Annotated in this window: 15 protein-coding genes and 2 pseudogenes; 9 read left to right on the top strand and 8 right to left on the bottom strand. The window is 54.6% G+C overall.

Annotated features, from left to right (window positions below):
- Positions 1–9 precede the first annotated feature (9 nt).
- Positions 10–987, top strand: a complete 978-nt coding sequence (gene holA, locus BRW62_RS01815; protein ID WP_099797955.1) for a DNA polymerase III subunit delta — start codon at positions 10–12, stop codon at positions 985–987.
- Here holA and BRW62_RS01820 read toward each other — a convergent pair.
- On the bottom strand, positions 954–1412 hold the full coding sequence (locus tag BRW62_RS01820; protein WP_099797957.1) for a hypothetical protein: 459 nt from the start codon (positions 1410–1412) through the stop codon (positions 954–956). The genes holA and BRW62_RS01820 overlap by 34 nt on opposite strands.
- Before the next feature lie 301 nt (positions 1413–1713).
- Here BRW62_RS01820 and BRW62_RS01825 point away from each other — a divergent pair, with 301 nt between their 5' ends.
- Positions 1714–3840 (top strand): IMS domain-containing protein, encoded by a 2127-nt coding sequence (locus tag BRW62_RS01825; protein WP_227517506.1) that lies wholly within the window; start codon positions 1714–1716, stop codon positions 3838–3840.
- Here the strand turns inward: BRW62_RS01825 and BRW62_RS01830 are convergent.
- The 3 genes and pseudogenes from BRW62_RS01830 to BRW62_RS01840 all read right to left on the bottom strand — a co-directional run bounded on the left by BRW62_RS01830 (position 3833) and on the right by BRW62_RS01840 (position 6730).
- A pseudogene (locus BRW62_RS01830) lies at positions 3833–4712 on the bottom strand (carbohydrate ABC transporter permease). The gene BRW62_RS01825 and the pseudogene BRW62_RS01830 sit on opposite strands and share 8 nt — an antisense overlap.
- Positions 4709–5866 (bottom strand): glutamine-hydrolyzing carbamoyl-phosphate synthase small subunit, encoded by a 1158-nt coding sequence (gene carA, locus BRW62_RS01835; RefSeq protein WP_099797961.1) that lies wholly within the window; start codon positions 5864–5866, stop codon positions 4709–4711. Before carA ends, BRW62_RS01830 begins: the two are co-directional and overlap by 4 nt.
- 78 nt (positions 5867–5944) lie before the next feature.
- Entirely contained in the window at positions 5945–6730 is a 786-nt protein-coding gene (locus BRW62_RS01840; protein WP_099797963.1) for a 7-carboxy-7-deazaguanine synthase QueE, read from the bottom strand.
- Positions 6731–6852: 122 nt separating this feature from the next.
- On the opposite strand from BRW62_RS01840, the gene BRW62_RS01845 reads away from it, so the two are divergent.
- The 4 genes from BRW62_RS01845 (at position 6853) to psb28 (ending at position 9879) form a co-directional block, all read left to right on the top strand.
- Positions 6853–7767, top strand: a complete 915-nt coding sequence (locus BRW62_RS01845) for a DUF928 domain-containing protein (protein ID WP_099797965.1) — start codon at positions 6853–6855, stop codon at positions 7765–7767.
- Positions 7768–8307: 540 nt separating this feature from the next.
- Positions 8308–8916, top strand: coding sequence for an FxLYD domain-containing protein (locus tag BRW62_RS01850; protein ID WP_227517509.1), 609 nt, complete (start codon positions 8308–8310; stop codon positions 8914–8916).
- Positions 8909–9499, top strand: a complete 591-nt coding sequence (gene coaE / locus BRW62_RS01855) for a dephospho-CoA kinase (protein WP_099797967.1) — start codon at positions 8909–8911, stop codon at positions 9497–9499. The genes BRW62_RS01850 and coaE overlap by 8 nt, the downstream gene beginning before the upstream one ends.
- A gap of 47 nt (positions 9500–9546) precedes the next feature.
- Positions 9547–9879, top strand: coding sequence for a photosystem II reaction center protein Psb28 (psb28, locus tag BRW62_RS01860; RefSeq protein ID WP_198406097.1), 333 nt, complete (start codon positions 9547–9549; stop codon positions 9877–9879).
- Here the strand turns inward: psb28 and BRW62_RS01865 are convergent.
- The 4 genes and pseudogenes from BRW62_RS01865 to BRW62_RS01880 all read right to left on the bottom strand — a co-directional run bounded on the left by BRW62_RS01865 (position 9830) and on the right by BRW62_RS01880 (position 14225).
- Positions 9830–11119: a hypothetical protein gene (locus tag BRW62_RS01865; RefSeq protein ID WP_198406098.1), complete on the bottom strand. Its 1290-nt coding sequence runs from the start codon at positions 11117–11119 to the stop codon at positions 9830–9832. The genes psb28 and BRW62_RS01865 overlap by 50 nt on opposite strands.
- Positions 11120–11292: 173 nt before the next feature.
- The gene (gene gloB, locus BRW62_RS01870; protein ID WP_099797975.1) at positions 11293–12045 is read right to left on the bottom strand and encodes a hydroxyacylglutathione hydrolase; all 753 of its coding nucleotides are present in this window, start codon (positions 12043–12045) and stop codon (positions 11293–11295) included.
- Between the two features lie 2 nt (positions 12046–12047).
- Positions 12048–13674: pseudogene (cimA, locus tag BRW62_RS01875) on the bottom strand (citramalate synthase).
- On the bottom strand, positions 13671–14225 hold the full coding sequence (locus BRW62_RS01880; RefSeq protein ID WP_099797977.1) for a late competence development ComFB family protein: 555 nt from the start codon (positions 14223–14225) through the stop codon (positions 13671–13673). Before BRW62_RS01880 ends, cimA begins: the two are co-directional and overlap by 4 nt.
- A 311-nt stretch (positions 14226–14536) precedes the next feature.
- On the opposite strand from BRW62_RS01880, the gene BRW62_RS01885 reads away from it, so the two are divergent.
- The 3 genes from BRW62_RS01885 to mltA all read left to right on the top strand — a co-directional run bounded on the left by BRW62_RS01885 (position 14537) and on the right by mltA (position 16652).
- On the top strand, positions 14537–15139 hold the full coding sequence (locus BRW62_RS01885) for a tetratricopeptide repeat protein (protein WP_198406099.1): 603 nt from the start codon (positions 14537–14539) through the stop codon (positions 15137–15139).
- A gap of 79 nt (positions 15140–15218) precedes the next feature.
- Complete coding sequence (locus BRW62_RS01890; protein WP_099797979.1) at positions 15219–15473, top strand: hypothetical protein; 255 nt, start codon at positions 15219–15221, stop codon at positions 15471–15473.
- 6 nt (positions 15474–15479) lie between these two features.
- Positions 15480–16652, top strand: coding sequence for a murein transglycosylase A (mltA, locus tag BRW62_RS01895; RefSeq protein ID WP_099797980.1), 1173 nt, complete (start codon positions 15480–15482; stop codon positions 16650–16652).
- Positions 16653–16664: the final 12 nt, after the last annotated feature.

Below are 16664 nucleotides of genomic sequence, written 5' to 3' on the forward strand. Positions count from 1 at the left end.
TTCCGCACCATGCCTGTTTATTTCTACTGGGGAGAAGACTCATTTCGCCTAGAACAAGCCGTCAAGGCACTGCAACAACAGGTCGTGGATCCGCTGTGGGAGAGCTTTAATTTTGAAAAGTATGCTGGCGAGGATCCAAGTCAAATTCAGTCTGCCCTAGCTCAGGTGATGACCCCTCCCTTTGGCGGGGGCGATCGCCTCGTATGGCTGGCAAACACCACCCTTGGCCAACGCTGTAGTGCCGAATTGCTGGCGGATCTGGAACGAACGCTGCCGCAGATTCCTAGCACCTGCCACCTTTTGCTCACTAGCCCCCAAAAACCCGACAGCCGCAGTAAGGCCGTTAAACTGCTGCAACAGCACAGCAAATTTCAGGAATTCAGCCCCATTCCAGCATGGAAAACCTCAGAAATTGAAGCACAGATCCGCAACAGCGCCGAGCACTATCACCTCAGCCTATCGGAGGAGGCTATTCACCTCCTTGCCGAAGCCGTGGGCAATGATAGTCGCCAACTGCACAATGAATTAGAAAAGCTCTCCCTCTTTGCGGGCGATCGCCCCCCAACGCCAACGGATATTGCCACCCTTGTTCACGCCACCCAACAAAGTACCCTAGCCTTGGCCAGTAGCCTCCTGCAAAGCCACACAGGAGCAGCCCTTAGCCAACTTGATGCCCTCCTGCAACAAAATGAACCACCGCTGCGCCTAATTGCTAGCCTGAGCAAGCAATTTCGCACATGGTTGTGGATCAAACTGCTCAGTAACGAGCGAGATGTGCAGACGATTGCCAAATTAGCGGAGATCGGCAACCCCAAACGGGTCTATTTTCTACAAAAAGAGGTTAGGGCAATTCCTCTTGCTGCCCTAGAAGAGAGCCTCAGCATTTTACTGGTTACAGAATATCAACTGAAATTAGGCAGTGAGGCACACGGTACCCTACGGCAGGCCATGGTTCAACTGTCCTTAGCCTGCTCCCGCCGCTCTTGACGATCTAAGTGTGGCTCAAGGGGGGGTAAATTGCTGCTGGTAAGGCGGGATGGTCGACGACTGGGACGATTCCACGTTTGCCATGCGGCCTTCACTCCCGCAAACACACTGCGGGTTGTCACTTTCGCCTCTTGAACTTGGCGTTTAGCAGCGGAAATACTTTGATCCACCTGCTTGACAACATTGCCAGCACTTTCAACCCCTTGGCTAATGTCATCCGTCAGATCGCTAATTTCAAGACCTGTGAGGCGAATGGCCTCAAGGGTAGGGGGCAGTTCACGACCAAGGGTGTCAAAAAGCTTTTCGGCACTGCGGGCAGCCCGCGCCAACTCCATAAAGGCAGGAATGGCAGCAGCCAACACCACTGCCAAGCACACGGCCACTAACACCAGTGACACGGCCAACCAAAATATTGGTTCTGTCACGCCCTCTTGTCCTAAACGTGCTGCTAGGTTGCAGGTTTACGGTAATGTGTCCCGATACTATCATGAGTTCCCAAAGGGTGGCAGTGTTAGTGTTCACTTCCCAAGAGGACGCCTGACCTAGGGCTGGCCTGTGCCATAGTGGAAACAATTGTGATACTCTAGAACGCTTGATGCTCCCTCTTGTGCTGGCACGCTCTGGCACCATCTTCAAGGTTACCGTCCCTTGTTAGGGGTGTAACGATAAAACAGAGAGGCAGGGGCAACGTCTCTGCGCGGGGGCAGTGTCTCCACCCTCTCCCCTGTGTCTGCGCGGGCAAGTGGCTGTCAACTACGGATCAGTTTGAGTCGTGCTTTATTTATTGAGGACTGGGTTCAGGTGCGCATTCCTTTAGATTATTATCAAGTGTTAGGTGTGCCAATGCAGGCAACACCTGAGCAAATTGATCAAGCGTTTCAAGATCGTCTGTTGCAGTTGCCCAGCCACCATCACTCGCCGACAACTGTAGCAACCCGCCGCGAGCTGATTGAACACGCCTACCAAGTTCTGCGGGAACCCGATCAACGTCACGCCTACGATCGCCGCTGTCGCAGTCTTGATACCGATGATCTCATCGCCCAACTCGATCCGCAACCCGTGGTTCCAGACCTCGAGATCACGGAGCAACAGTTATCCGGTGCGCTCCTACTTCTCTATGAACTGGGGGACTACAACCAAGTTGTGCGCCTAGGGCAGCCCTTTCTCAAGGGGGATCCCCTTGATTTGAGCCGTCCCTATACGGGATCCGCTGCGGAAGCAGATATTACGTTGACCGTGGCCTTGGCCTATCTTGAATTGGGTCGGGAGCAATGGCAGCAACAGCACTATCAGGCCGCCGCCACCCATCTGGAAGCTGGACTGCGGATTTTAGAGCGCTCCGGGTTGTTTCCCGAACTGCAACAACAATTTCAAAGTGAACTGGATCGCTTGCGCCCCTACCGAATCCTCGAACTGTTGGCGCTGCCTCTATCTGATAGTGTGGGTCGTCAGCGAGGGGTGCTGCTATTGCGGGAGATGCTCAGCGATCGCGGCGGCATTGAAGGGCGTCAGGATGATCGTTCTGGCTTAGGGGTAGAAGATTTCCTCAAGTTTATTTTGCAGCTACGAGCTTACCTCACGGCAACTGAACAGCAAGAATTGTTTGAGCGGGAGGCGCGGCGACCCTCTGCTGTGGCCTCCTACCTAGCCGTGCACGCTTTAGTGGCGCGGGGATTCCATGAGCTGCAACCCAGTTTGATTCGCCGTGGTAAAGACCTACTGCAACGCCTGCTGCCCAATCAAGATATTTACCTCGAGTTAGCCAGTTGCTTGCTCCTGTTGGGGCAGCCCGCTGAGGCGCTCGCGGCGCTAGAAAAAAGCCAAGATCAGCAAAGTATTGCCTTTATTCGCCGCCATTCAGGGAACGCACCAGACCTGCTGCCAGGACTGTGCTACTACACTGAACAATGGCTCCAAGAAGAAATTTACCCTGCCTTTCGAGATTTAGGGGAAACCCCCGTATCCCTAGATCAGTATTTCGCTGACCCAAATATTCAAACCTACCTCGACGCCCTCAATGAAGAACTCGTGGTTACTCCCATCACTCCTGATGAGGGAACACCCCCACCGCCGGTAACCGTTAAACCTAGTGTTGCTGTACCTCCTCCTTACCGCGCCCCCTTTCCGGTCGTCTCTCTCACCGCAGAGACCCTGCCCCTTGAGGCACACCAAGGTAGTGTTCCGCCCCCTGACGTGCCATCACCAACGGCAACAGTTAGTAGCACGAGCCACACGATCTCCCCTCGAACCACAACGACAAGAACCCAACAGCGCCGAACAAGGGATCGTCGCCAGCGTCCCCGTAACGGTTGGCTCTGGGTGGGTGGGGGCGTGCTCCTCATCGGCGCGGGTGTGTTGGCGCAGCACTACTGGTTCCAGCCACGGCTCACCACAGCCCCTCCCCCAGAAACACCTATTGCAGTAGCGACACCCACGCCGGTGGCCACCAATCCATCCCCTGACGTACCAGAAATGACGATTGAGGTGGCGCGCGATCGCCTGCAAGCCTGGCAGCAGATCAAGGCGCAGGCCTTGGGTAGTAACTTTGCCATTGATAACTTAGAAAAGATTTTAACGGAACCAGCCCTGAGTACGTGGCGATCGCGAGCACAGGGACTAAAATCGGAGGGAAGCTATTGGAGCTACACCCTCACTAACCTAGAGATTAAGGAAATCCGCCCCCTAGAAAATAACCGTGTGGATGTTATTGCTCAGATTCAGGAAGATGCCAAGTTTTATGAGCAAGGGACGCTCCGATCCGATATTTCCTACAACGATAGCTACCGCGTTCTTTATACCTTGGTGCAGGACGGCAATCAATGGCTGATTCAGCGGATGCAAGTTCTTAGCTAAGGGGTAGGCTCCCCTGCTGGCCAACCTTAAGATTCAGCAATGAGAGTAAAAAGATCAGGAGAAATAGCACAAGGCCAATGGTACAGGCGTAGTTGATTTCTAGGCGCTGAAAGGCATTTTCATAGATGTAATAAACAATCGTTTTAGAGCTATTGAGGGGTCCCCCTTGGGTCATGACATAGACTTCCTCAAACACTTTTGGTTGCGGCGATCGCTGAAATAATAGTCACCAGCAAAATGTAGGGTCGCATCAGAGGCAGGGTAATATCCCAGTGCTGATGCCAGCCATCGCTGCCGTCTAGTGCCGCTGCTTCGTAAAGTTCGCCACTAATGCCCTGTAGCCCTGCCAGATAAATGACCATGTAGTACCCCAACCCTTTCCAGACAGTGACCGCCATCACGCTAAACAGTGACAGTTGCGGGCTAGTGAGCCACGGGATGCCACTGGTGCTAATGTGCAAGCCTTGCAAGATCTGATTCAGCAGCCCATTGGGGGCATAGAGCCACCGCCAAGCAATCCCCGCTACCACCATGGAAATAATCACGGGGGTGTAGTAGGCGGCGCGAAACCAATGAATCCCCCGCAGGGGCTGGTTGACCAGAATCGCTAGTAACAGTGGGGCGATCGCCAAAATCGGCACCACAATGACCAAGTAAAGGAGAGTATTGCCAAGGGTTTTCCAAAAGACGCCATCCCGCAGGAGGTGCTCAAAATTTGCTAACCCCACCCACGTTGGTGCGCTCAACAAATCGGCGTCGTAACGGCTAAAACTCAGAACAAACGCCTGTAGCGCCGGCCAAAACACGGTTAAGGTCAGTAACACCAACGCCGGTGCCAAAAAAACATAGGGGATCAGAGCGCGCAGTTTCATCCGGTAGCTGAGGGGCGAGGGTGCTGTTGGCGATAGGCACGCATTTGCGCCACAAATTCGCCAAATAGATAGTCGGCATCATGAGGCCCCGGACTGGCTTCGGGGTGGTATTGCACCGAAAAGATGGGTAGGGTTTGATGTTTCAAGCCAGCGATCGTTTTGTCGTTGAGGTTCAGGTGAGTTACTGCCACTGGGGTTTTTTCAAGGGATTCTTTGCTAATGGCAAAGCCGTGGTTTTGGCTGGTAATTTCTACTTCGCGGGTTAGTCCTGCGGGTTGGTTAAGGCCGCGATGCCCAAACTTCAGCTTAAAGGTTTCTGCCCCAAGGGATAGCCCCAACAGTTGATGGCCTAAGCAAATACCAAACATCGGGCGCTGAGCCGCCAAAAGCTGCCGTGCCGTTTCAATCCCTTCGACCACCGCCGCCGGATCTCCAGGCCCATTGGAGAGGAAAATGCCATCGGGGTTATAGCTGAGCACGGTTTCTGCTGGAGTATCGCTAGGCACCACAATGACACGGCAGCCATAGCTCGCTAAACGGCGCAGGATGTTGCGTTTAACGCCAAAATCAAGCGCCACTACAGTTAGGGGTGGCTCCTCAGGAGTCACGGGGGGGCGAAATTCCCAAGCGGGGGGGGTCGGCTCAGTCCACTCGTAGGGAGTGCGGGTGCTCACCATGTTAGCGAGGTTTTGCCCTTGCATACTGGGGGCGGCCAAGACCTCCTGTAGCAGTTGCAGCGGGTCTAGAATCTCTGTGGAAATGCCGCCGTTCATCGCCCCGACCGTGCGGATCTTGCGGGTGAGGGCGCGGGTATCAATGCCATAGATTCCGGGAATGCGATGGGCGCTAAGGTAGTCTGGCAGCGACTGGCGCGATCGCCAGTTACTGGGCACCGTGCAAATGTTGCGGGCAATGGCACCGCGCACGTGGGGGCGATCGGACTCATCATCTTCAGGGGTAATGCCCGTATTCCCCAGCTCAGGATAGGTAAAGGTCACAATTTGGCCGCAATAGCTCGGATCCGTCAGCACCTCTTGGTAGCCGGTCATGCCTGTATTAAACACGACCTCGCCAATAGCCGTGCCCGGCGCGCCAAAGGAGAAACCGCGAAAAACTGAACCATCGGCTAAAACCAGTATTGCGGGTGCTGCCATAGTGCCTTAAACTGTCGATTCATTCCATCCTACTTTATCGTCCCTGCCTAGGTATCACAACAGCGGCAAAGGCGCAGATCAACGCTGCCCCAAAAACTTATGGGTTTGGGGAATCACCCGCACATGGGCAAGGCGGTTTTTGAGGTACGCCTGCCACGCCAACACTTGGGCTGGGGTAGGGGGCTGGATCAAGCGCCCCGTACCAATGGGGGTCACCGGTTGCAAAAAGACGGGGATGCGGGGGTTAACCGTGGCCACCAACTCCGCCATTGTCGCCAAATCAGTGGGGGTTGTCAGCGCAGAAATGATGACCTTACAAAAGACCTCAACCCCGGCGCGATCGCAGAGGGTCAAGAACTGTTGATGGGCTGGCCAATGACACTCGCCACTGACACTCGGCAGCTTAATATCCATCCCCACACTGTCGAGGTAGGGTAACACCCGCTCTAGCGCCCTAGGATGGTGACCGCCTGTTTCTAAGTACAGTGGCAGTTGGGTGGCCGCTTTTAGCGCTGGTAGCAGAGTGGCTAAAGCAAGGGCGTGCAGGAGCGGTTCACCGCCGGTTAAGCTAATACTGTCATGGAGGTGGGGGTGATGGAGTTGCGCCACAGCAGCAAGAATCTGGGTGCCGGAGAGGGGGTTGGCGACCCGCTGAAATTGGCGATCGCCCGCAATCGTTTCCAACAGAGCGATAGCGGGCACACTCCAAGTATGGGCGCTGTCACAATACGTACAGCGCAGATCACACCCTGCAAAGCGAATAAACAGTTGCCGCGTCCCAACATTAGCGCCTTCCCCTTGAATCGCGGAAAAAATTTCCACCAATGGGACGCTCACGCCCTCTAGATCTAGATCACCAATCATTGCGGGGCAGCCCACCCTCGATGACCGAAATTCATCACAGTTGTTGCGGAAGCCAGATCACAACAGGTCTTGGTTCCCCATAGTACCTTAAAGATAGTTAGCGCATTCAACAGGTAAGTGCTATGTCTTCCCTACGTTTTGGTCTGCCGCTCATTCTCCTTGGTACGTTGACGTTAGGTGTCGGCAGCTTACCCACCATCGTCGCCACGCCCGCCGTTGCTCAAAGTAACCCTGCCAGCGAATTTGACCGCTACATGCAGCGGGGCTATCAGCTGACGGCCAAACGCGACTATCAATCGGCTCTTATTAACTTCCGCCGTGCCCTTAGCCTGCGGCCCGGTGACCGCTACGCCCTCAATGCCATCAGCAATGTTGAAGCCTACATTGCCCGCGATCGCTTTGCCGCACAGTCTGGGAATCGGCTCACTTTTGTGCCCACGGGGCGAGGGATGCCCGGCCAGCGGATTGCGGGTGCAACACGCTTTGGCGAATGTACCCAAGGTAAACTCGCTAAGATTGTAGCTCTCATGCCCGAAGATAACCTCGGCGTAACTGCTGCGGCCAACCCTAGCCTCTTTTTCTATGTTCCCCAAAGTACGGCCAAATTGGCAGAGCTGATGATCCTCAGCGAAGGGGGGGATCTACTGGCCACCCAAGAGGTTCCGGTCAGCGGCACAGCAGGCATTGTCAGCGTCACGATTGATCCAACAAAAGCCGCCTTACAGCCAGGGCAAAAATATCAATGGATTTTCTCTCTGACCTGTAAGCCCAACGAACCGGATGCCAACCCCTTTGTTACAGGTTGGATTGAGCGGGCAGAACTGGACAGCAACTTAGCCGCAGTCATCACCACGGCTCCAGCAGCAGAGCGTTTACCCCTTTTAGCGGCAAACCAGTTATGGAATGATACCCTTGCCACCCTAGCGGCGCTGCAACGCCAAAACCCCAATGACCCCGCCATGAAACAGCAATGGCAAGATCTGTTGAACACTGCTGGCATTGATCCGCAGGTTGTCAATATGCCCCTACTGCAATAGTTAGACTGTGCCGTTGACTTCTCCCCTCCTTGAAAGAGAGGGGATTCCCAAAGGATGCTACGCAACGGGCTGAAGCCGCGTTGCTTCGCTTTTCCCTTGAGCTGTCACCCACAACTTAATGCGGGTGGGGGCAGTCAAAGACCCCCTACTCACCTCAAGCATTTCTGCTATTGGGACTACGTTTATGTTTCGGTTCGTGGTTTCGCGCTTTTCAACACTAGCCAATTCGGTACGCTCAACATCCTGCCATTGCTTGCAGTGGTTTAGGCTTGCCGCCAAAGCGGTAGTGACTTACTTGCCGGGATTTCTCCGTACTAGGATGTTTCTTCGCGTAGTTGATACGCCTACTTTCCACGTCTCTAGTTTAACACATAGAGAGGGCTAAAGCCCCCTGAGTTGGCTGTATCCCCTCGCTAAAGCGGAGGGGTTTTAGCCCGCCCACATCACTACTATAAAACCGGCGGTTCGCGCGACAGCCCTGCATCAGTTCCCTGCGATTAAGATAGAAGTTGAAGCTGCAACGTCACAGGAACCTGCGTTATGAAAGACGTTACTCGTGGGCATGCCCTAGAAGCCACAAACCACTACCGTCATTTGCGAGCAATCACCATGGCGCTGGTAGGGGCGATCGCCCCGCTCACCCTTGCAGCATCGGCAGCCTATGCACAGCGAGCCGCTGGCGATATTGTGATTATTGGTAACTCCCCCTACAACTGGGGGCGCAATCAACGTTACTGGAATCATCTGTTGAATCTCTCAGGGGCGATGGCTCCGACGGCAGCAGTAGGGGGAAATCCCCCTAGCGATACCGCAGAGGTGGATCCGCAAGTCCTTGAGCAGCAGCTATTGCGCAATATCCGCGTGGGTCAGCCGCGGCTGCAAGCAGTGATTAAACTACCCGGCTCTTCAGAAGTGACTGGGACAGTCACGAATAACAACCGCCAACCCGTGACGATTCAGTCGATTAACTTTGAAGTGATTGGTTCCGATGGCCGCCTGATACAAACGGGCGCAGCGGCCCCCGAACCCGCCACGATCGCCCCTGGCCAAACCGTGACCTACCAACAGTTTCTCCCCACCGTCCCCTCGGATACGGGGGCAACGGTACGCCTAGGCCGGCCAGCAGTGGTACTGCAAGGGGGTGTCTAAGCCCTTACGCATTGGCCTCACGGGTGGTATTGCCTGTGGCAAGTCCGTGGTTGCGGCCTATCTGAAAGAACGCTATCACGTACCCGTGGTCGATGCAGATCAGTTGGCGCGGGAGGCGGTGGCGATCGGTACCCCAGCCTACGACGCAGTGGTTGAGCGCTATGGTGCTGAAATTTGCCGTGGAGACGGCCAGCTAGATCGCCCACGATTAGGACACATCATTTTTGCTGACCCCCAAGAACGCTATTGGCTGGAGGGGCAAATTCATCCGTGGGTGGTTGAGCAGATGCAGCAAGCCATCCAAACCTGCCATCATCCGCAGATTTTACTGGTCATTCCTTTACTCTTTGAAGCCCACCTAGAATGTCTCGTGGATCAGATTTGGGTAGTTGCGGTTGATACAGCCACCCAGTTGGCGCGGCTCCAACAGCGGGATGGACTCAGCACTGAGGCAGCCCAGCAGCGCCTTGCTGCTCAACTCCCCCTAGCCACAAAAATCACTCAGGCCGATCACGTGATCTGGAATACCGGCACCTTAGCAGAACTCTATGCCCAAGTGGATCGCCTCTGGAAGCAGACATGATCCCCCAAGCAGGTATTCTAGAGATATTGATCGTAGTGTTAAGTTCAATGGCAGAAATTCAGTTTATTCGTGGCGTAAATGAAGAAGTTGTCCCCGATGTCCGCCTCACCCGTGCGCGGGATGGCAGCAGCGGCCAGGCAATGTTTTATTTTGACAACCCCAAAGTTGTCCAAGAAGGCAATTTAGAAATTACGGGGATGTATATGGTGGACGAAGAGGGGGAAATTGTTACCCGCGATGTCAATGCCAAGTTTATTAACGGCCAGCCCGTCGCTATCGAAGCCACCTATTCAATGCGTAGTCTTGAGCAGTGGGAGCGCTTCATTCGTTTTATGGATCGCTATGCCGCGAGTCATGGCCTCGGCTTTCAAAAAAGTTAAAGGCTGGCAACCCCAAGCGATGTAGCAGCCATCGTCCAACAGCGATGAGCTGGTTTTCTAGCCACAACAGCAGGCGATCGCACCAAAGGAGCAGTTTCTCAAGCCAGTGTAGATCGTAGCCCACGAAGGCAGCCTCCACCTCAACAATGAGCGGGTCGGCATTGATGGGTGGGGGGGCAATCGTTGGCAGACTTGGTAAACTCACACTCAACAGGGTTGGTCGTGCTGGCATTGGGTCGGTTGCTGCCAGCAGAGGTGACGCCGCAGCAGAGAACGAGGGCGGTTGCAGGCCAGCGAGCCAGTAAGAGGCTCGACTCAGCCAATCGTGAAGAGGCAGGATGGCAGCCGCTGGGTTGAGGTGCTGTTCAATCCATGCTAGTACCCGTTGGCGCTGCTGGGGGGTCAAGGTATAGAGAATCGAATTATCACTGGCAATTAAAACCATCTCACCCGTTTGAAGCTGACTGGCAATGCCTTGAACCCTCACCCGCGCAAGGGAGCGTTGACCCAGACCCCCTAGGCGCAATTGCCACCGCTGCCAAAGCTGAGCAAGGGGAGACAGGGCTGGTACCTCAACTGTAAGTCCCGTTACTGTGGCGGTCACGGTCAACTGATTGAGAAATGTTCCCGCTAGACACTGGCGAGGAGCGTTTTGCTGCCGCAAGCGTCCACGATGATGCCGCCGGTACCACTGCCGAACTTGCTGGTAGTAGCACGCTAGCTCATAGTAAATCCGCTGCTCAATCTGTTGCTGCTCTTGGGGGGTAAAGATTTTGAGGGGCACTGCGGCGGTATCCACCAGCATCAGGGAGCGAGCTTGGCGATCGCAGGCAAGGTAGAAGGATGGCCGTTGCCCTAAAGCCGTTTCAGCCGTAGTCCGGCGCACAGGGCTGAATAACCGTTGCCACCATGGAACTCGCCGCGGCAGTGGCGCGAGGTGCAGCATCAGGGTGTGATTTTCTTGGGGATGCAGAGCAATAGCAGCGGTGACCGCTTGGGTGGCCAAATCGGCAGCGGGTGGGGAGGACGCAGGTCTGAGGCAGTGCAGCAGTCGGGGCATAGTACTCTTTAGCTGTGGTAGTCCCTGCTGCCACACCTGAGAGAGGAGACCAGCGATGACGTGCACAACCCCACTCAGGGTACTTTCAACCTGCCAGCGTTGACGTTGCCACTGGTGTTGCCAGTGTTGCCATTGGCGCCGCCAAAACAGGAAAAAGCGACTTTGATAGGAAATTGCCATAGCATCCTGCTGGTGGTGGTGTTGCCAAAAAACTGAACGTTGCTGTTGCAGCTAGCTTACCGTGAAACAGAGCCTACCGCAAAGGATCAAGGGCAGCGGTGGGTTGCTGCGCGATCGCCCCGGTAACAGGCATAGTCGTCAACCCAACCCCCAAACTGAGTGCGCCTAGGGTCTTAGTATTGATCACGTTTACCCCGCAAGCGGGTAAAGGTTTGCAGCGGCGTATCGGCCTTGACGGCAGCCTGTAGGTTAGGGCAATGACAGCGCAGAAAAGGATTGGTTGCTTTTTCTAGACCGATGGTGCTGGGAATGGTGCTTTTGCCATGGGCGCGATCGCGGCAGACTTGGGCATAGCGTTTCTGAAGGGCTGGATTATCACCATCAACGGTGAGGGCAAAGGCCAAATTTTTCTGGGTGTACTCGTGGGCACACCACACTCGGGTGGCATCCGGTAGCTGTGCTAACTGCATCAGCGAGGCTAGCATTTCTGAGGGAGTGCCCTCAAACAGCCGTCCACAGCCGCCAGCAAACAGGGTATCGCCACAAAAGAGATCTTCAGGGGTGTAGTAGGCAATATGACCACGGGTATGGCCGGGGATAAACAGCACCTCTAGGGTCAGATCACCAAAGGAGACGCGATCGCCCGCCTCAAGGTACACCGACTGCTCAGGAATACGCCCACAGTCAACACGACTCCCGTACACTTGGACATCGGGAAAGCGCGATCGCAGCGCTTGATTGGCACCAACATGATCCCAATGGTGGTGGGTATTCAAAATGGCAGTTAGCCGCGCTCCTAACTCATCGAGCATAGCTAGTACAGGTTCCGGCACAGCTGGATCCACCACCGCTGCTGTTGCAGTGTTGGGGTCGTGCAACAGAAAAATATAGTTATCCTGAAGGGCAGGCAGGCGATAAATATCCATCCCTAGGTTGAAGCCTCAGACGGCCATAAGACGTGCGTTTTGCCCAACTGTAAGCCATACTCTAGGGCTTCAGCCACTGCCTGATAGGACGCTTCAATAATGTTGGCGGAAACCCCAACCGTCGTCCAGCGATCGCGCCCATTACTCGACTCCACTAGCACCCGCGTCTTGGCCGCAGTACCGGCGTGACCATCCAAGATGCGTACTTTGTAGTCCGTCAGATGAAACTCAGCGATATCTGGATAGAACGACATGAGAGCTTTACGCAGGGCTTGGTCAAGGGCTGAGACAGGACCGTTGCCTTCCGCAGCGGTGAGCATTTCCGCCCCATTGACATCCACTTTTACCGTTGCTAGGGAGTGACTGCGCAGGGTGACCTCCGATTGACTAGAATCGGTGCGGCAAAACACATCAAAGCCCTTCAAAGTAAAGGGTCGTTGGCGTTGTCCCAAAATCTCCCGGATGAGCAGTTCAAAACTCGCTTCTGCCGCTTCAAACTGATAGCCTTCACTCTCAAGCTGCTTCATCCGCTCTAAAATAGTACGGCTCAGAGGATGTTGGCGATCCAGATCGATGCCAAGCTCTTGGGTTTTTGCCAAGATATTGCTCACTCCGGCCTGCTCAGAAATGACAACCCGCCGCTGATTCCCAACAAGTTGCGGATCAACGTGTTCGTAGGTGCGGGGGTTGCGTTGAACCGCACTGACGTGAATTCCCCCCTTGTGGGCAAAGGCAGATAGGCCCACGTAAGGCGCATGATCATCCGGTGCAAGGTTGACGATCTCACTAATGCGGCGGCTGGCCTCCGTCAGAGTGGCTAACTGTTCCGGCGGAACACACTCGTACCCCAACTTGAGCTGTAAATTGGGAATGAGGGTACACAAGTTGGCATTGCCGCAGCGTTCACCATACCCATTGATGGTACCTTGGACCATCCGTACCCCTGCCTGTACCGCTGCCAATGCATTAGCAACCGCTGTTCCTGCATCGTTGTGGGTGTGAATGCCAAGGCAATCTAAAGTGCCAAAATGCTCTGTGACTGCTTGGACAATCTCCTGTACCTGATGCGGCAAGCAACCGCCATTGGTATCGCAAAGAACGAGCCAGTCTGCACCAGCATTGAGGGCGGTTTCAAGGGTTTTGAGGGCATACTCAGGATTGGCTAAGTACCCGTCAAACCAGTGCTCAGCATCATAAATGACTCGGCGACCATGGCGCTTCAGGAACTGGATTGAATCGGCAATCATCGCGCAGTTTTCCGCCAGCGTGGTCTTAAGTCCTTCAGTGACGTGGAGATCCCAAGACTTACCAAAAAGGGTCACCCAGCGAGTTCCTGCCGCCAGAATTGGCTCAAACATCGATTCAGTCTCAGCCGTTCTTCCCGGGCGACGGGTAGCACAAAAGGCAACGAGTTCTGCCTGTTGCAGGGGCGCTTCCTGTAGGTGCCAGAAAAAACTGAACATCTTTGGGGTTAGCCCCTGGCCAGCCCCCTTCAATAAAATGGATGCCTAGGCGGTCTAGCTGGCGGGCGATGCGCAGCTTGTCTTCCAGAGACAGGGATAAACCTTCCCGTTGGGCACCATCTCTCAGGGTGGTATCGTAGAGCCAGAGATTCGTTGCTGCTGTCACCGTGCTGTCTCTCCTGTGGGGCGTTCGTAATCGGTTGCGTAGCTCTGCAACAACGAACTGACTTGGGAGACCACCTCTTTACCAGAGGTTTTGCCTAGTACCGAGCGTTCGGGGTGGAACTGCGGTCGCGCCATGCTGTGGTTAATCGCTTCTTGCACTTGGGCTCGGATTAGCTCCATGAGTTCTTCTTCGGCTCGCTGCCGTTGGTATTGTGCCCCTTCTTCGGTTGTGGCGTAGAGCGGCGGCAGCCGGTTTAAGGCGTAGGCGGCAATATCCCCAAGGTCAAGGGCACAGTCCTGCTCAGCTTCAATAACGGCAATACGGGTAATAGCCTCGGTGAGTACTAATTCTTCCATTACATTGATAAATTGTTTGCGGGGAACCGCCACCACTTGGCCAGTGAGCAAGGCTCCCATTAGGCGATCTAGAGCCATATATTCTTCTACCGACAGCTCTGTAGCTTTGTCGCAAATGCGCCCTACTTCTGCCTCTTGGGTCGGGGTTAAATACCCGTTCCGCAATGCTTGCTCAACAATTTCCTGAATCCCCATAGGTTTTTTCCGCCATACGTGCTAGCTGGGAGCCTCTGTTTGCACTGACTAGACTCACATTCAAGTTTATGCGCTCAGCACAGGCTTCGCCAATATTAGGTTACCAAATTGTTGAGATAGCCATGCCCCTAGGGGTGAGAGAGATCACCTGTGCGGGGAGATGATGGGCACTGCCTAGCTTGTCTCTGAGGCTAATCATGTAAATATGTCCAGCGATTTGTTAAAATGCGTATTTTTGCTGGTCATGATCTTAATTTTCTTTTAGAATATAGATAAGGCCAATGACTGCCTAACTGCTGAGGAGGCTCACCATGCGCCAACTACTACCCACTGTAATTGCTACTGTCTCCTGTGCAACCCTTATTGGCATGGCGGGGGCAGCGGTAGGCCAGCCTGTGGCGATCGCGACCCTCACCAGTACAGAAATTCGTGAGTTACAACGACTGGTACCCAGCACTGCCGAGGATTATTACAATCTTGGGCTGATGTACCAAGGGGAAGGGAACCTGCCCGCAGCGATCCGTGCCTTTAGTCGGGCAGTGGAGTTAGACCCCAGTGCCGACTATTATTTTGGGCGCGGTTTGGCCTACTTTGATCACGGGGATCTACAGCGGGCGATCGCTGACTTTGACACTGCCATTCGTTACGATCAGCAGTTTGCCAGTGCCTACTACAATCGCGGCATGGCCCACCTTGCCCTACAGGACTATAGTGCTGCCATTCGTGACTTTAACGCAGCGCTAGAGATTGATCCCCAGTTTGTGGCCGCCTACTATAGCCGCGGCATGGCGCACTTCGACAGTGGCAACATTGAGCTTGCCCAACGGGACTATCAGCGGGCGCGGAGCCTGAACCCAACCATGACGGCTAAGTACTACGATGCTGCGCCACGACCCTTGACCGGTGGGCCTTAGGGGGGTCTGGGCACAAACACTGTTCCTGATGCTGCCGATTAAGGTCATAATGGGGGGGTAACGTTGAGCGATCGCGCCTATGGCAAGAACCCCCTCCGAATTTGCTGTGCATTTATTCCTTGATGGTGGACATCGCGAAGAAGTGCGATTTCCCTCAATCCAAGAGTTTCAGAAATGGTACAGCAGTGAATTGGTGGCCAAAGCTGATTCTAATGACTTTGTCTCGGTGCCCATCAAAAATATTCAAGGGGAGTACATGGTGGTGCGCCCCTCCAAAGTGTTTGCCATTCGGGTAGAGCCGATCTTTGCCTCCAGTGTGGATCGCTTTGCGTAGGCTACCATGGCGGGCTTGATTGTTGGTTTTTCCCAAGCAGTGGTGGTGTTGGCAACAGCGGCGATCGCCACCGCAACTGCCACCCCAGTTCTCATCCCACGGTCACCCTCAACGCTCCCCCCAAGCGTTGGCTTAGATACAGCGCTCTGGCAGCAGGGCGATCGCCCTCGGCTGATCCAAGCCATTGACCATAGCTTACACTACTTGCAAACCCCCAAAGCCAAACAGGACTATGCTGCCTACACCGCAGCAGGGCAGCCTGGTGCCAGCTTGGGAGCCAATTTACGCCAGCGGGTGATTCGCTCCCTCCAACGGTTTCGTCACTTGGTGCAAACCAGTCGCTCTGCGGCTGAACTCCAAGCTGTGGTGAAACGAGAATTCGTCTTTTATCAATCTATTGGCACCGATGGTCAAGGTCGAGTCGAGTTTACCGGGTACTATGCCCCCACCTACCGCGCCAGCTTAGTTCCTACCGCAGAGTATCGCTACCCGCTTTTTCGGCGGCCGCCTAACTTTGCCCAGTGGTCAGAGCCGCATCCCACCCGTCTTGAGCTGGAAGGTGCCGATGGCAAACAGTGGCACAAAGGGCCGTTACGGGGGCTGGAACTGGTGTACCTGCGCGATCGCCTCGAAGCCTTTTTAGTTCAAGTGCAAGGCTCAGCAGAGTTACAACTACCGGATGGTCGTCGCCTGAGTGTGGGCTACGCGGGCAAAACAAATCATCCCTACACGAGCATTGGCCAAGAGCTGATTAAAGATGGCAAAATCCCGCGCGAAGAGCTGACCTTACCCCGGCTGATGGCCTACTTTGACGCCAACCCCAGCGAACTGGATCGTTACTTACCCCGCAACGCCAGTTTTGTCTTCTTCGAGAATACGCAGGGCCGCCCCCCCAGTGGCAGCCTCTCCACCCCTGTAATTCCCGAACGCTCGATTGCTACGGACAAATCCTTGATGCCACCCGGTGCCTTGGCCATTATTAACACCCAATTACCCATGAAAAAAGACGGACAATGGCAGCAGCAGCCCATCAGTCGTTTTGTCCTCGATCAAGATACAGGGAGCGCTATTCGCGGCCCCGGACGAGTGGATATTTTTATGGGTACAGGCGATGTCGCCAAAACCCGGGCAGGCTTAATTAATACCCCCGGGCAGTTGTATTATCTATTACTCCCTTAGCTGTTTCAGCAG

The organism is Thermostichus lividus PCC 6715 (assembly GCF_002754935.1).
GTDB classification, from domain to species: domain Bacteria; phylum Cyanobacteriota; class Cyanobacteriia; order Thermosynechococcales; family Thermosynechococcaceae; genus Thermosynechococcus; species Thermosynechococcus lividus.

Excerpts from the sequence above, each read along its gene's own strand:
- holA (WP_099797955.1), top strand. The coding sequence starts at position 10 with ATGCCTGTTTATTTCTACTGGGGAGAAGACTCATTTCGCCTAGAACAA.
- carA (WP_099797961.1), bottom strand. The coding sequence starts at position 5,866 with ATGGCAGCACCCGCAATACTGGTTTTAGCCGATGGTTCAGTTTTTCGC.
- BRW62_RS01840 (WP_099797963.1), bottom strand. The coding sequence starts at position 6,730 with ATGATTGGTGATCTAGATCTAGAGGGCGTGAGCGTCCCATTGGTGGAA.
- BRW62_RS01845 (WP_099797965.1), top strand. The coding sequence starts at position 6,853 with ATGTCTTCCCTACGTTTTGGTCTGCCGCTCATTCTCCTTGGTACGTTG.
- BRW62_RS01850 (WP_227517509.1), top strand. The coding sequence starts at position 8,308 with ATGAAAGACGTTACTCGTGGGCATGCCCTAGAAGCCACAAACCACTAC.
- psb28 (WP_198406097.1), top strand. The coding sequence starts at position 9,547 with ATGGCAGAAATTCAGTTTATTCGTGGCGTAAATGAAGAAGTTGTCCCC.
- BRW62_RS01865 (WP_198406098.1), bottom strand. The coding sequence starts at position 11,119 with ATGGCAATTTCCTATCAAAGTCGCTTTTTCCTGTTTTGGCGGCGCCAA.
- gloB (WP_099797975.1), bottom strand. The coding sequence starts at position 12,045 with ATGGATATTTATCGCCTGCCTGCCCTTCAGGATAACTATATTTTTCTG.
- BRW62_RS01880 (WP_099797977.1), bottom strand. The coding sequence starts at position 14,225 with ATGGGGATTCAGGAAATTGTTGAGCAAGCATTGCGGAACGGGTATTTA.
- BRW62_RS01885 (WP_198406099.1), top strand. The coding sequence starts at position 14,537 with ATGCGCCAACTACTACCCACTGTAATTGCTACTGTCTCCTGTGCAACC.
- BRW62_RS01890 (WP_099797979.1), top strand. The coding sequence starts at position 15,219 with ATGGCAAGAACCCCCTCCGAATTTGCTGTGCATTTATTCCTTGATGGT.
- mltA (WP_099797980.1), top strand. The coding sequence starts at position 15,480 with ATGGCGGGCTTGATTGTTGGTTTTTCCCAAGCAGTGGTGGTGTTGGCA.